The sequence below is a fragment of the Clostridium sp. ATCC 25772 genome (genome assembly GCF_001573875.1).
Taxonomy (GTDB): Bacteria; Bacillota; Clostridia; order Clostridiales; family Clostridiaceae; genus Clostridium_J; species Clostridium_J senegalense.
The window spans coordinates 55445-70949 of the sequence record NZ_LFRG01000011.1 but is presented as its reverse complement, the minus strand read 5'-3'; the positions used below and the strand labels follow the sequence as shown (position 1 = coordinate 70949).

At 26.6% G+C, this 15505-nt stretch carries 17 protein-coding genes and 1 pseudogene; 16 read left to right on the top strand and 2 right to left on the bottom strand.

Features of this window, described 5'->3' with window-relative positions:
• Nucleotides 1-264: 264 nt before the first annotated feature.
• Nucleotides 265-1560: a hypothetical protein gene (locus AZI32_RS06980; RefSeq protein WP_061995158.1), complete on the bottom strand. Its 1296-nt coding sequence runs from the start codon at nt 1558-1560 to the stop codon at nt 265-267.
• Between the two features lie 494 nt (nt 1561-2054).
• Here AZI32_RS06980 and AZI32_RS06975 point away from each other — a divergent pair, with 494 nt between their 5' ends.
• The 16 genes from AZI32_RS06975 (at nt 2055) to AZI32_RS06900 (ending at nt 14428) form a co-directional block, all read left to right on the top strand.
• Complete coding sequence (locus AZI32_RS06975; RefSeq protein ID WP_061995157.1) at nt 2055-2585, top strand: signal peptidase II; 531 nt, start codon at nt 2055-2057, stop codon at nt 2583-2585.
• A 56-nt stretch (nt 2586-2641) separates the two neighbouring features.
• Nucleotides 2642-3439 (top strand): alpha/beta hydrolase, encoded by a 798-nt coding sequence (locus AZI32_RS06970; protein WP_061995156.1) that lies wholly within the window; start codon nt 2642-2644, stop codon nt 3437-3439.
• 367 nt (nt 3440-3806) lie between these two features.
• Nucleotides 3807-4217: an NUDIX domain-containing protein gene (locus AZI32_RS06965; RefSeq protein ID WP_345968955.1), complete on the top strand. Its 411-nt coding sequence runs from the start codon at nt 3807-3809 to the stop codon at nt 4215-4217.
• A 579-nt stretch (nt 4218-4796) separates the two neighbouring features.
• Entirely contained in the window at nt 4797-5258 is a 462-nt protein-coding gene (locus AZI32_RS06960; protein ID WP_061995155.1) for a GNAT family N-acetyltransferase, read from the top strand.
• Nucleotides 5259-5645: 387 nt separating this feature from the next.
• Complete coding sequence (locus tag AZI32_RS06955; RefSeq protein WP_242865268.1) at nt 5646-6509, top strand: AraC family transcriptional regulator; 864 nt, start codon at nt 5646-5648, stop codon at nt 6507-6509.
• Between the two features lie 278 nt (nt 6510-6787).
• The gene (locus AZI32_RS06950; RefSeq protein WP_061995153.1) at nt 6788-7234 is read left to right on the top strand and encodes a GNAT family N-acetyltransferase; all 447 of its coding nucleotides are present in this window, start codon (nt 6788-6790) and stop codon (nt 7232-7234) included.
• Nucleotides 7235-7547: 313 nt separating this feature from the next.
• Entirely contained in the window at nt 7548-7997 is a 450-nt protein-coding gene (locus AZI32_RS06945; protein WP_061995152.1) for a GNAT family N-acetyltransferase, read from the top strand.
• Between the two features lie 391 nt (nt 7998-8388).
• Nucleotides 8389-8754 (top strand): hypothetical protein, encoded by a 366-nt coding sequence (locus tag AZI32_RS06940; protein ID WP_061995151.1) that lies wholly within the window; start codon nt 8389-8391, stop codon nt 8752-8754.
• A gap of 201 nt (nt 8755-8955) precedes the next feature.
• Nucleotides 8956-9294: a DUF3784 domain-containing protein gene (locus AZI32_RS06935; protein WP_061995150.1), complete on the top strand. Its 339-nt coding sequence runs from the start codon at nt 8956-8958 to the stop codon at nt 9292-9294.
• A 298-nt stretch (nt 9295-9592) separates the two neighbouring features.
• Nucleotides 9593-10261 carry a class I SAM-dependent methyltransferase gene (locus AZI32_RS06930; protein ID WP_061995149.1) on the top strand — a complete coding sequence of 223 codons (669 nt, stop codon included), beginning with the start codon at nt 9593-9595 and terminating at the stop codon, nt 10259-10261.
• Between the two features lie 155 nt (nt 10262-10416).
• Nucleotides 10417-10836 carry a hypothetical protein gene (locus tag AZI32_RS06925; protein ID WP_242865267.1) on the top strand — a complete coding sequence of 140 codons (420 nt, stop codon included), beginning with the start codon at nt 10417-10419 and terminating at the stop codon, nt 10834-10836.
• A 260-nt stretch (nt 10837-11096) separates the two neighbouring features.
• A complete protein-coding gene (locus tag AZI32_RS06920; protein ID WP_061995147.1) occupies nt 11097-11720 on the top strand; it encodes a VanZ family protein in 624 nt (207 codons plus the stop codon).
• 241 nt (nt 11721-11961) lie between these two features.
• Complete coding sequence (locus AZI32_RS06915; RefSeq protein ID WP_061995146.1) at nt 11962-12255, top strand: hypothetical protein; 294 nt, start codon at nt 11962-11964, stop codon at nt 12253-12255.
• A 236-nt stretch (nt 12256-12491) separates the two neighbouring features.
• Nucleotides 12492-12974, top strand: a complete 483-nt coding sequence (locus AZI32_RS06910; RefSeq protein WP_061995145.1) for an RNA polymerase sigma factor — start codon at nt 12492-12494, stop codon at nt 12972-12974.
• Nucleotides 12967-13737: a hypothetical protein gene (locus tag AZI32_RS06905; RefSeq protein WP_061995144.1), complete on the top strand. Its 771-nt coding sequence runs from the start codon at nt 12967-12969 to the stop codon at nt 13735-13737. Before AZI32_RS06910 ends, AZI32_RS06905 begins: the two co-directional genes overlap by 8 nt.
• 232 nt (nt 13738-13969) lie before the next feature.
• The gene (locus AZI32_RS06900; RefSeq protein WP_061995143.1) at nt 13970-14428 is read left to right on the top strand and encodes a hypothetical protein; all 459 of its coding nucleotides are present in this window, start codon (nt 13970-13972) and stop codon (nt 14426-14428) included.
• 61 nt (nt 14429-14489) lie between these two features.
• On the opposite strand, the pseudogene AZI32_RS06895 reads toward AZI32_RS06900, so the two are convergent.
• Nucleotides 14490-15392, bottom strand: a pseudogene (locus AZI32_RS06895) (LysR family transcriptional regulator).
• Between the last annotated feature and the right edge of the window lie 113 nt (nt 15393-15505).

The window sequence follows — 15505 nt, the reverse complement described above, 5'->3', positions numbered from 1 at the left end:
ATACAAAATGTAGTGTTGAATTCTAAGCGATTCAGAGCATGTCTCACTATTTTGGGTATCCAAGTTTTGGAATGGATAATTTTAAAAGTCAACTTGGAACCCTATAAAAAAGAAGTAAAGTAATTATATTTATGTTGAAATATTAAATATGATAAAAATAAAATAATAACTTCATAAAATTAACAAGGAATCTTTAAAATGATCATAAAAGATTCCTTGTTATTAAAAATTATTAAATTAAAATTCAAATAATAAAAAACTTGTTTACCATAACTCTTCCCAACTAAAAGAGCAATCAATTTGAGTAAGCAAACCAGAGGTAGCTCTAAGACTTAAGGTTTCACCGGGAGCAAGGAAGATATTTAATGAAGTTAAATTTAATTGGGCACCTGAATTTATCGGAACTTCAAAGGAGAATATTTGAAGTCCACCAGTAACAGAAGTTTGAGTTGTAGAATATTGAATAACACTAGTATTAGCATTGATTGAAGTATATGTCAATGGAAGTCCAAAAGTACCATTTCTAATTAAATCAAATCTTACAGTACCAGAGCCATCAATACTAGTAGAAACAAAATCTAAACGTATACGAGTTCTATTAGTTTTGCCGACAAAAGTAGAAGTGTTTAATAAAGTTAGTATATTTAGTTGTGTTGGTAGCAGTGAACCGGTGGAATTAGAAATAGAATTTCTAGTGATTACTGCTTGGGAATAACCATCACCTTCGCAAAATGCCATTGCAGATGGTGTTTTTAATACTATATTAGACGTATTACCACTATTAACAACTTTAGCTGTTAAAGGGAAACTAGGGTTATAAACAGACGGCACTATAGCTGTGTTAGGGTACTGAATTCTATGGACTAATATAGGTTGACCAGTTGTAGTGGAAGTAACATAGTAATTTATTACGCCAAATCCAAGCCATTGAAATTGAATTGTATATACATTACCCTTTGTGGGATCAAGTGTCATACCAGAAGGACCAGTACCATCCATTGTGTCCACATTCCAATTACTTTTAGAAATCCAATTTGATGTACCATTTTGTATACGAAGGATTGAAAAGTTAGTACCATTGTATCCAAAATAAAAGCCATCTGTATCATCGCCTAAACCTATAATTTGTTGACTATTATTAGCACCAGCTGTAAATGCTGCAGTAAAGCGTGCTAAAGCCCCTAATCCAGGAGAATATCGTAATACTTTTCTAGTTGCTATTCTTGCAGAACCATTATTGGCAGTACTTGTACTTAATATTGCCATAGAGTCTCCTTGAGTTGCAGTTCCGCCATTAGCTGTAGTAGTTATTATATAATCAGAATTAATGTTGTAATTAAAAGTCCAACCAGCCATAGGTGTCAAAATTATTGTTCTTAAGTCATTAAATGCTGTCAAAGGTACACTATAAGGGTTATTAGTTCCATCGGTATTTGATAATTGAGTAAGTAAATTACCATTTGAGTCAGTTTGAACAGCTATCGGTTGATTTAAGTTACTTCCATAGATTTGTGTTTTTAATGCTTGTGGAACATCGGAAAAGACCAGTGAATTTGCCATATATATCAACTCCGTATTTATACTATATAATTTAATATTATTATCTCGTTATTTTATATTATATTGATATAGAATATAGAGTGTTACATAATTAAGATTTTAGAAAATGTAGAGTAAATATAGGGAAACAAGCTCCAATTTAAATTTATTCAATAACTTTAAAATATTTTTATACAAGATGCAGTGTTGAATTCTAAGTGATTCGGAGCATGTCTCACTATTTTAGGTATCCAAGTTTTGGAATAGATAACTTTAAGAGTCAACTTGGAACCCTATAACAAAACTAAAGTATAAAATATGTTAATTTAATTTTAAACTTTAATTTAGAAAATTGAATTATATTTTTATTATAAAGCGGGTTACAACCAATATATGTCCTTAAAAAATATAGTGCTATATTTGAAAATATGTTACAATATGGATAATAAATACTCCATTAAATTCTATTTATATATTATATAAAATTTATATATATGAGGTGGTGCAGAATAAAAATGAAAACTCAAAATAAAAAAACTTATATATTAGTATTTATTTTAGTAGCAATAGATCAAATTATTAAAATAGTAATCAACAACAAGTTTTTTGATAAAAAATTCCCTATATTACCGCCCTTATTATATTTTAAACCTATGTTCAATAGGGACTATTCATGGTTTAATTCTATGTTACAATTAGGCGTTGGTAAATATATACACATTTTAATAGTAGTAATTATGAGTATATTAATATATCTGCTTTATCAATATTTAAATAAACAATTTGGAAATAACAAAATTATTAATATTATGTATGCATTTATATTTTCTGGTGCTATATGTTCATTAATTGACAAGGTTTTTTGGAATGGGAGTTTAGATTACATATCATTAAATGTTTTTTTTACCTTCGATTTAAAAGATGTATATATTAATGTTTTTATAGGATTAGTAATTTTATCATTAATTTTAAAAAATAAGGTTTTAAGCCAAATTGATGATGATATAGTAAAAGATTTTACTAAATATGTTTTAAGAAAATTATAAGCAGAAGTTTCATAATTTTTATTTAATGTAGTAAGAGAAAATTGGGTGAATTATATATGGAGCATAAAATTATAAAATCAGAACGTGGTATAACACATTATTGGATAAATAGAAATTTGGATAAAAATGCAAGGTGTATTGTTTTTACACATGGATTAACTGCAAATCATATGATGTTTGAAAAACAAGTTGAATATTTTTCAAAGGAATATACTATTATTACATGGGATGTTCCATTACATGGAGAATCTCGTCCTTATATCAACTTTTCTTATGAAAACACTGCAATAGAGTTAAAATCTATACTTGATGCAGAAAATATTAAGAAGGTTATATTAGTTGGAATGTCAATGGGTGGATATCCAAGTCAGGAATTTGCAATACAATATTCCGATAGAGTAAGTGCATTTATTGCATTGGATACAACACCATTTGGATTATCTTACTATTCCGTATTAGACAGATGGTGGCTAAAACAGGTTAAATTAATGGCAAAATGTATTCCTGATAAAATGTTACGTAGTAGTATGGCAAAAGCGGTTTCAAAAACAAGATATGCATATGATATGATGCTAAAAATGTTAAATCCGATGAGTAAAACTGATATTGTTGAGCAGATGGGGATAGCCTATGGAAGAGTTTTTGATAGAAAAGAGTCTGTACATTTTAATTTTCCTGTTCTTATTTTATTAGGTGAATATGATAAAACGGGAAAAGTGAAGCAATATTGCGAAGCATGGTCAAAAAAAGATGAGTATCCATTGCATATAATCAAAGGAGCATCACATTTTTCTAATGCAGACAACTATGATGATGTCAACAAAGAGATAAGTAATTTCATATGTGGGTTATGAGAATAATTTATATTGTTTTTTAACTTAACATATAAAAATTTGTGTGAATGTAACATTATTTTGAAATGGATTTTTTATATTGTTGTTTCGTGATATGAGTAATTTGTGAAAAGAAAACAATCCATATAATAAATAGGGGGTAGTATGGAAGAGTAAGATTTAACATTTAAAACTAGTGAAGGAATATTCAATTACAGGGTTGGCGCAATTATATAGGGAAACAAGCTCCAATTTAAATTTATTCAATAACTTTAAAATATTTTCATACAAAATGTAGTGTTGAATTCTAATCGATTCAGAGCATGTCTCACTATTTTGGGTATCCAAGTTTTGGAATGGATAATTTTAAGAGTCAACTTGGAACCTTATAATAAGAGATAAAAAAATACTTATGGTTAAAAATGATAATGCGCCTTATTATTATTCAGTTGGTGGAAGAGTAAAATTAAATGAAACATCTGAAGAAGGTGTTGTTCGTGAGACATTTGAGGAAACTGGTATTAAATTTGAAATTGATAGGCTGGTCTTTGTTCATGAACACTTTTTTCATGAAGAAATGACTAAGGAACGTTATCATGAAATTGCCTTTTTCTATTTGATGAAAGAAAACACTAATATGGATTTTGTTTGTAAAAGCTATGGAGGACAAGGTGAAAAAGAACATTTGTATTGGCTTCCAATTGAAGATTTAGAGCAATATCACCTGTTTCCTGAGTTTTTTAAAATAAAATTATTAAGGAATATGACCAGTATTGAACATATTGTTTCAAAGGAATAACATTGCATGTTACAAGAATAAACTTAAAATATTTGTTACAAACACCTCATTATTCACAAATTGAATTTTGGGGTGTTTTTGCGTTGTAATTTGATTAAAGTGCGACAGAACCATTGAAAATGAAAATACGAAGGATGCTCTTTGAAATTTGAATAATGAAGTGTTAAAAAGGCAAGATATTTTACTTTTGTTACAAAAATAACCATATAAGATAGTGTAAATATGATATAATTACCATTAATTAAGTTAAAGTAGTAAAAAATTGTGTATGGTCTTAATAAAGAATATAATTGATTTAATACAAATAGGGAGTGTGATATCATGAATATTAATCTCATGGATAGAAAAATGCTTAAAATACTCTGTGCAAAGTCTGTAGGTATGAGTTTGGGCGACAATTTGCACAGAGATAGATATTTAGTCGCTTTTCAAAAAAATTACGAATTAAATAATCTTTGAAATTTCAACAATATATTACTTATAAAATATGTTACAATTGAATTATAATAATAAAATAACCTTAAGTAAAAATTTTTTGTATGAGAGATACAGATGAATAGTAATTTTAAGGGGGGAAATATGTATATTAACTTTAGAGAGATAGATAAATCAAATTATAACACTTGTGTGTCTTTAAAGGTAGGAGAGCATCAAACTAACTATGTTGCTAGTAATGTGTTTTCATTGGTACAAGCTTCTTATGAAGATGGATTATATCCATTAGGAATATATAATGGTGATGAAATGGTAGGATTTTTATTATATGATTATGATGAAGAATTAGAAGGATGGTCATTTTCAAGATTCATGATTGATATTAAGCATCAAAATAAGGGATTTGGTTCAAAAGCGTTAGAAAAGTTTTTAGATTTTTTTCATGAAAAATTTTCAAATGAAAAACTATATACAAGTGTAGAAATAGATAATGAAATAGCTATTAGGTTGTATGAAAAATATGGTTTTAATAAAAAGAATTCGTTTGAATATAAAGTTGGAGATATTATATATAAGGAATTTAGAATGTTGAAGGAATTATGGTAGTATATAGACAAATTTCAATTTGTAAGATAGATTAAGGCAACTTCAAGGAAACAATTTTAAAAATATTATGAAAAATAAATTAAATATTAAATTATTTAGAATACCGTATTATTCAAATGAATATGCGGTATTTTTGCATCCTTTAGTTAAAAGGTGCACTAGGTTATTTGAAAATTAAACAATAGGGTGTTTACAAAATATGTTATAATTTATTGATGATGATAAGAAAATTTCAAATAAAAATTATTTTTATGAGAAATACAGATAAATAAGAATTTATATATAGAGTATTAATAAGCTGATTTATATTTATAAGACAAAGGTGAGCAAACTAAGACAAGAAAGTTTAAATAGAAAACCTTATACTATAAATGCGAGGTGAATAAAATGATGGATTGTATGAGAAGTATACAAATGGCGATTGAATACATGGAAGAGCATATTTTACAAGGAATTAGTTATGAAGATGTTGCAAAGCAGGTACACATGTCAAATTATCATTTTCATAGAATCTTTAGTATGATTACGGGAATAACTGCAAATGAATATATTCGTAAAAGAAGGCTATCTATTGCAGGGCAAGAATTGATTATGTCTGATAATAAAGTAATTGATATAGCATTTAAGTATGGGTATGAGACTCCAGAAAGTTTTACTAAGGCATTTACACGTTTTCATGGAGTGACTCCAAATGTGGCTAAGCGCTCTGGAGTGCAATTACAATCATTTAATCGCCTTGTAATAAAAATTAGTTTGGAGGGGGGAACATTGATGGAATATAAAATTGTTAAAAGAGAAACATTCAAGTTATTGACTAAAGTACAGGCATTTAGAAATGAAGTTGTTTCTGAAGATGGCAACAATGAAATACCAGATTTTTGGAAGAAATGCGGGGAAAACGATACATTTAAAGTACTTAATAAGTATACTAAAAAACATGATGTTTATGGTGTGTGTGCTCCTATATCAGAGCAAAGCATTCATTTTAATTATGGAATTGGAATGTTATATGAAGGTGGAGAAATTCCTAATGGATATGACATTTGGGAGGTTAATCCAACACTTTGGGCAGTATTTAAATGTATTGGTAACAATGGTGATTGTATTGGCGCTACATGGAATAGAATTTTCAAGGAATTTTTACCAAGTTCAGATTATGAGATGTTAGACGAGACTGATTTTGAATTATATCCAGAGAATAATGACACAAATTGCTTTTGTGAAATATGGATACCTGTGAGAAAAAAATAGACATTGTATATTTTACAAAGTTCCAATCTACTAAGGAGCTTAAAAATAAATATAAATAATATATTAAAATACTGCAGTATTCATAGGTGAATTTGCGGTATTTTTGCGTCATACTTTGATTAAAAGGCGACGTAATTAATAAAGAGTGTTTTTTGAAAATCGAACAATGTGGTATTTACAAAATATGTTATAATTAGTTCATAATAAGATGATCTTAAATAAAATTTATTTGTATTGGAGATACAGATAAATAGGAATTTATATAGGGGATGAGAAGATTGAATATTAGAAAAGCAACAGAAAAAGATTTATCAAGAATAGCAGAAATATATGTTTTTAATAATAGAATGAATTATTGGCCAATTTTTAAAGATGATGAATTTTCATTTGGAGAATTGCAAGTAGTGACTATGGTTGATAATTATTTTGGAAAAGATGAAATATTAGAAAATATATTAGTTTATGATGATGGTTTAATAAAAGGGTTCATTCAAATGAATAGGACAGAGATTTGTAAAATATATGTAGATACTTTTTTTCAAGGTGAAGGAATTGGAAAAGAACTGATAGAATATGCAATTAATGAATATCATGCTAATAATCTTTGGGCGTTAGAAAAAAATGAAAGAGCAATTTCTTTTTATAAAAAACATGGATTCAATTTAACTGGTGAAAAAAAGTTTGAAGAAGATACTATTGAGTATTTAGTTCAATTAATTAGATAAATTTCAATTTGTCGAGCAGATTGGATGAACAATTTTCTTATTTAATAATTAAACTATAAAATTGAATATTTTTCTAAATGCCGTATTATTCAGAAATGAATTTTGCGGCATTTTTATGTCGCAATTCAAAAATAAGATGAACTAAAAATATATTTTGAAATTTGAACACTGACATATTTACAAAATATGCTATAATTTATGATAATAAGTTAATCTTAAATAAAAATTACTTTATAAGATATGCAGGTACAACAGTTAATTGGTATAAATGATAAAGGATTAAATTATTTCAATATAAAATTTGGAGGGAATCATGGAATATAAAAAACTTGAATCAAGTGATATTGACGGCTTTGTTGAAAATAGAATTGAATTTGTTACTTCAATAAGAAATATTGAAAACGTAGATTTATTTAGAGAAAAGACTATTCAATATATTAAAAAGCATATAAATAGTAATAGCTTGATAATATATGTTGCTGTAGATAATAAAAAAATAGTTTCATCATGTATGTTATGTATCTTTGAAACGATACCACTTCCTTCTGGTTATAATGGAAAAATGGGAGAGTTACTTAATGTATATACTAAGCAAGCGTATAGAAGACAGGTACATTCAGCAAATCTGATAAAATTATTGATAGGTGAAGCAAAATTAAAAGGGATTTCAAAAATTGTTTTAGATTATACAGATGAAGGATATTCTTTGTATAAATCATTGGGTTTTAAAGATTTAGATAGAAAAATGGAATATAGACTATAAATATGGATTTGATAAGTTCCAATTTGTTAAGATTAACTGTAATTATATGATACAATTACTAATAATTGAAGCAAAATCGTTAAGTATTATATTAAATAAGATTAATTTTATTGATACTTAACATTACAACTGAAAAATGAATAATTTACTAAAATACAGTATTATTCAAATCTGAGTTTTATTATGTTTTTTATGTCTCAATTTAAATAAAGTATAAATGTTATAAATCAATGAAAGAGGATTATTAAAGTATGATTGATAACAATGATTTAGAATTGATAGAGGAATCAAAGAAAGTTATTAATAAAAATCTATAATATAACTATTTTCTATTACGAGAAATTTTATTATAATGCAGTTTATATAAGTTGCGAATTTGAGGTGAAATGTTATGAACCAATATACAAAAGAAGAATTAAAGGAAGCACTAAGAGTTGTATCATCAACTATTAGTAGGTGTGAAAAAATACAACCAAAATTTGAGAAGGGAACATCTCAACATACACTTCTTAAGAACAGGATAAAAGCCATGTATATTTCAAAATCATTAATATCAGATGAAAATGTTATAGAAAAATATACAAAAGAAGAATTAATAGAAGCATTACGTCCGGTTTCTTCAGTTATCAGTAAATGTGAAAAAGCACAGATGAAATTTGATGAGGGTACTTCTAATTATAAGCGTTTTAATAATATAATAAATGCTATGTATATTTCAAAAGCATTTATAACAAATGAAATCAAAGAAAGAGATTAGTTTTTAAATTTATAGTAAAATTATGAGTGACTATAAGTTGGATAGTATAGAACAAAATCATTAATATTAGAAAGTGCAGAGTAAGTTGCAAAAATAAAGCAGAGTATAAAGTTGAAATATAATTAAGGCAAAATAATTGCAGTTGTGAGTTGTATAAATATATGTTAAATACACTAAATCTAAAACTGAGGGGTGGGAAAGATGGATAAATTTCAAAGAGGCATTGTTATAATTACCTTTGCTTTTTTGGCAATATATATAGTTTTTTCAATAGTGAATGTTGAAAAATCCTCTAAGTGGATAAAGTGGTATTCACAAATGGATGTGGAGGAACAGAAAAAATATGATCCTCGAATAGCCATATACCGTTTAAAAAAAATGCTTGCTATAATGTCAGCAGTGGGTATATGTGGATTTTTGCTGTCTTGGTTTATTAAACCTGTAATCTCAATTGTAACGTTTGGAGTAATTATGGTTATGCTTGTTTTTACTATTGGTTATATTGGACGAAAGAATTGCTTACTGGTAGAAAAAAAATAAGATTATAGTAGCAAAAATTCAATTTATTAAGGAGCTTAAAAATAAATATAAAACAATATATTAAAATATCGTATTATTTAGAAATGAATATACGGTATTTTTTAATGCAAGAATTTTATAAAGTGTTAAGTAAAATGTTCTTTGAAAATTGATTAATAGGGTATGAAAAATAAAGTTACTTAAAGGTATGGGGGGTCAATGAAATAATGTGGTAAATATGATAAACTTTTCTTGTAAGTTGAAACAAAATTGTAATTAAATGTGAAACAAAATTTATGAATATCATTGGGGGATGTATATGAGGAGCAGTATAGAAATTGTAAAAAAATTATACTCTGAGGAACCTGCAATAAGGGATATGGAAGATTACACTAATAAGAAATTGAAAATTTGGGAAAACGAAGTAGTTTCTCATTTTCCGATTAAATCATGGATTCTTGATATAGGTTGTGGAATGGGTAGAGAAGCATTTTGTTTGTATGATAGGGGATTTAGAATTACGGCTATCGATATTTCTGAAAAGGTTATAGAGCCTGCAAAGAAATTTGCTTTAGAAAGTAAAAGAGATATTGAGTTTTTGTTAACCAATGGATTAGACTTACCTTTTGAAAGTAATACTTTTGATGTTGTAATAATATGGTCACAGACTTTCGGTCTTTTTTACGATGAGGAAAATAAAATACATATTTTAAAAGAATGCAGTAGGGTTTTGAAAAGTAATGGAATGCTCAGTTTTTCTGGACATGATAAAGAATTTTTAAAAGCAAAATATTCGCAATATCTTAATGGAAAGAAGTTTTTTCCCTATGCAAATACAGATTGTTATTGGGAAGCCTTTACCACTAATGAAATGATAGATTTGGCTCAAAGGACAGGGTTTTCAATTATAGAGTGTAAAAGAGGTATAGTTTATAAAGAAGAGGATGGTCCTATACTTCATTGCGTTTGTAAAAAAGGAGCAGAATAAATTGTTAAGTTAATCTATTTTATGATTAAAAGACGAAATGAGTATTAAAATTTGTTCTTTGAAAATTAAATATTACGCATTTGAAAAATATACAATAATTACATTATAATAGTTATAAAGTGTGAGTTAACTATATCTAAGATAATATATATAAATTGGAAGTTTGGGAGGCAACTATGAACAATAAAGACAAAAAAAACACAGTAGAAAAATATATGACACTATATATGAGCATTGGAATGTGTTTCGGTGTTTCAGGTGGCTTAATATTTGGAATGATTATTTATCCTGATAATATGGCGATTGGAATGTGTTTTGGAATTCCAATCGGTATGTGTATCGGCATGGTAATAGGTCAATTAAAAGATAAACGTCTTTCTGAAAATATGATGATAATAAAAAAAATCAAAACTGTGAACGATTCAACAGATTTAGTGATTTATGTTAGTGATAAAAATGAGATAGAAAAACAATATAGTGTCACTAAGCAAAAAATGCAAGAAGAAAAATTCTTAGAAGGTGACCGAGTTGCAGAAGAAATAGATGGCTGTTTAGTATCATTAGAAAGCAAATAAAATTATATGAAATTCAGTTTATCAATGGATAATATTTATATATTATGAAAATAAAGTATAAAACAGATACCGTATTATTTAAAAATGAATTTTACGGTATTTCTATGTTTCAATTTAAATATAAAATAAAGTAAAAATAGAATATATATTTGAATTTTGAAAACTGATATATTTACAAAATATGTTATAATTTATTTGTAACAATAAGATAATCTTAGGTGAAAATTATATATATAATTCATAATTTGGGGGTGAATATTATGGATAACTTGCTTTTTATTGGATATGAGTTTTTAACAGGGTTTGTTCCATTTATTGTGATATTATTCATATTCAATAATATGAATAAACGTAAGGGTATAGTAACATCAAAAATTCATAATGGAATTATTATTGCTTTTGCAATTTATATAATTTCAGTATTTTATTTTACAGGAGCAGGAACTTTATATGATATACTTTATCATCACTTTAAAAGAAAGCCAAACCTAAATTTTATCCCATTTTCTAATGAAATTGATATAATTGGATATTTGCAAAACATATTACTTTTTATACCGTTTGGTATTCTGGTTCCTTTTTTATGGAGAAAATATGATAAAGTATTTTATATTTTTATATCAGGATTTTCATTTTCAATGTTTATAGAAATTACTCAATTATTAAATAATAGAAGTACTGATGTTGATGATTTAATATTGAATACTATAGGTGGACTCATTGGATATGGTATATATAAAATATCTGTTCGTATAATAAAAAGTAAAAATGAGTCATTTCATTACTTTAAATGGGAGCCTATCATATATATAACTGCAATTTTTATGGGACGTTTTCTTTTATTTAATGAATTTGGGTTTGCGAAGTTACTTTATGGATTTTAAATTATTAGATAAAATTCAATTTGTTAAATAACTTAAAAAATTGGCTTAATTATAGGGAAACAAGCTCCAGTTTAAATTTATTCAACAATCTTAAAATATTTTTATAAAAAACATAGTGTTCAATCCTAAATGATTCGGAGCATGTCTCACTATTTTAGGTATCCAAGTTTTGGAATAGATAATTTAAAAAGTCAACTTGGAACACTATAGAAAAAATGTATAATTTATGGAGGTGGGAAATATGACTATTAAAATGCAACGTTATATTTTTACAATAGTGTTATCGATAGGAACAATATTAAATATTTTTTGTTTAGTTAATATAATTCCTACAAATTATTATAAAATTTCATTTATGATAGTAAGTTTTGTTTTGGCGATTATCATTATAACTAATTTATTCACAACTTTACCACCAAAGGAAAAATCTACATATATTAAAGATTTGACTAGAGCAGAAAAAATACAAGCAATTATTACTGCAGTGTTGATATTTTCATGGATAATAACAATTATTTGCGTTATGAAATTTTAAGCATAATATTTTTTAAAAATAAAACACCGTAAAATTTAATTTTAATAACGGTGTTTTTTTGTTTTGTTTTAATTATAAGATAAAAATATAAAGGAAAAAGTTAAAATAGAAGTATAGAAAATTAAATATTTTACATATTTACAAAAATTAAGTGAACCTTTTAGCACATATATACGTCTAATTAGTGTAAAGCAAAAAAGTAGCGCTACAATTTGCGAGGAAAGGTAGGAAGTCAATTGAATAAACAGGAATTTATAGATAGGGTTCTTGAGGTTGAATCTACTTTATATCATGTATCTAAATCAATTTTGATTCATGACCAAGATTGTGAAGATGCAGTTCAAGGAGCAATTTTAAAAGCTTATAATAAGTTAAATAAATTAAAGGAAGAACAATATTTTAAAACATGGCTAGTTAAGATACTTATAAATGAATGTTATAGTTTAAAACGTAAGCAATGTTCAACAGTATCTTATGAAGAATATTTTGAATTTGACAAGGTTGATGATAAGAAGGACTATAGCGACTTATACTTAGCCATTCAAAACTTGCCAGAGCGTATTCGTATTACAATTGTTCTTTATTATGTAGAAGGATATTCTGTAAAAGAGATTAAGAAAATTTTGAAGATACCTGAAGGAACTGTAAAAAGTAGATTAGCAAAAGGGCGTAAATTATTAAAAATAAAATTAGAGTATATGGAGGAAATCTATGAATAATTATAATTGGAAGGATGCCTTTCCAAATACACCAAAAAGTTTTAAAAATAAGATAAATACAACATTAAATAGTTTATGCGATGAAGAGGAGATCGATGAAATGAAAGTTAAAACATTATATAAAAAGCCATCATTTAAAAGAAGGACAGTAGTTGCATTAGTAGCTGCTATGGTAATAGGAACAACTGTATTTGCAGGAGGAAAAATATTTTCTATAACTTCACATGGAAGTAATATACCAACTTATACTACTATGCCTACAGAAGAAAAAATACAAAATGATCTTGGTTTTAATCCTAAGTTAGTTAATGAATTTAGTAATGGATATACATTTAAAAATGCGTATACTAAAACTGATGAAGGCTTAGACATAAAAGGTAATTCCGTGGCGAAGAGTAAATCGCTTGATTTTGATTATGAAAAAGATAATAATAAAGTAAGTCTTTCTATGCAAAATGTAATATTAGGAAAAGCTTTAGAGGATAAAACTGCTGTTGATAATTATAATAATATAGAGATATATTATAATTCATATACTAATAAGTTTGTTCCAGAAGATTATAAAATGACAGAACAAGATAAACAGGATGAAAAATCAGGTAAATATGTATTTAGTTATGGTTCTGATAAGGAAGAGATTTCTGAGGTTCAATATTTAGAGTGGAAACAAGATGGTATTTATTATTCTTTCTTAGCAATGGACTGTGATATATCACAAGATGAATTAGTTGAAATGGCTCATGAGATTATAGATGCAAAATAGAAATGCATTCATAAATTTTAAAAAGTAGTTAAATTTTCTGGATAAGGCAGAAGCTATAATGAATTTTAATATCATTATAGCTTCTTTTTTATATGAAGATAGTAGGAATAAAAATACGTTGTATGATTGATTTAAGTAAGCATATTCTAATAAAACAAGTAGTTATGCATTATAAAAATATGTTATTATTAATTAATAATATTAAAATATTATAGGAAGGTAGGGGTGAAATATGACATGTAAAGAATGCTATAGTAATAATTCAAGGGTAACACCACTTTTAAAGCCACAGCATTGTTTAGAAAATCATATTCAATATATATGTTCAACATGTGGAAGATGCATATGTATTCATAAAGATGATAAAAGAGATGTTTATAGATGGAGTTTTCCATTTAAAACATTAGAAATTGCTAAACTATATTTGAAAACAGCTGAAGTAATTTGTAAAGATGTCTGTGGAATATATGAAATTATAGGAAAAAATAATAGGATTTTTTATAAAATATTTCATACTAAGAAAGATTTAGAAAAATATTTATTAAAAAACAGGGACAAAGTATGTAATGATAATAATCCTATTTATATATCCAAAGAATACATGGAAAATTCCAATGCTCAAATTCGTAAGTTAAATAATTATGAAATAAAAGCTTATCTTAAAGAACAAGAACAATTTAAAAAGAAATAAATATATAATTAACATAGTATAAAGAAAAGATTGCATTTTATAGTGCAATCTTTTCTTTATATTAATCATTACAGTACTGCAATGGAAGAGCTGACTTAGTTATGTTTAATAGAGTTTGCAGAGCAGGGGATATCCATTTGTCTTCATGGTAGATTACCTGGGTGAAAAATTCAAAAGCAGGACCATGCCAGTTTAATTCAACAAGTTCACCTTTAAATAGTTCTTCTTTAACTGTAATTTTAGGTAAAAGTATTATTCCCAAGCCACTGATTGCAAGTTGTTTCATTGCTTGAATGCTACCAATTTCCATAATTGATTTAGGTTTTAAATTAAGATTATTAAGTATGGCTAATATAGTTCTTCGATAGCTACACTCTTCTTCAGCTAAGATAAAAAGGTGGTCAGCAATATCTTCAGGATATACTTTAAAAAGTTTTGTAAGAGGATGATTTGGGGTTGTAAGTAATACTAAAGACTCAGGTATGGCAAGGTCAACAATAAAGTCTCAAGTTTTTATTAAGCGATCTAGACAAAAGGCTACATCAATTTGATTATCCAGTAAAAGCTCCTCATATTCTGTAGATTTAATAGTTTTTAATATAATTTCAATATCAGGAAACTTTTCATGAAAATCTTTAAGAAGGATATGTAAACGGGTTGTGCATAATGATTCTAATGCACCTATTGTTACTACACCTTTTGGAATTGGTTGTTTTTTTACTGTGTTTTTAGCTTCTTCACACATAGCAACTATTTCTTTTGCGTAAACAAGAAATTTTTTTCCTTCATAAGTGAGAGAAATATTTTTTTTAATACGTTCAAATAAACGAACACCTAGTTCACTTTCAAGTAATTGTATTTGAGAGGTAACAGTAGGTTGGGTATATCCAAGTACATCTGCTGCTCGAGTGAAATTATTTAAGTCCGCTACAGTAATGAATGTATTAAGTTGGCGAAGTTCCATAGCAATATCCTTTCTATCCATAAATTTTTTATATGACTATCATTTATTATATCAATTTTTATTTTTGATTGCTATGAGTTATTATCTTATCAAAGGCATAACATATTATAAAA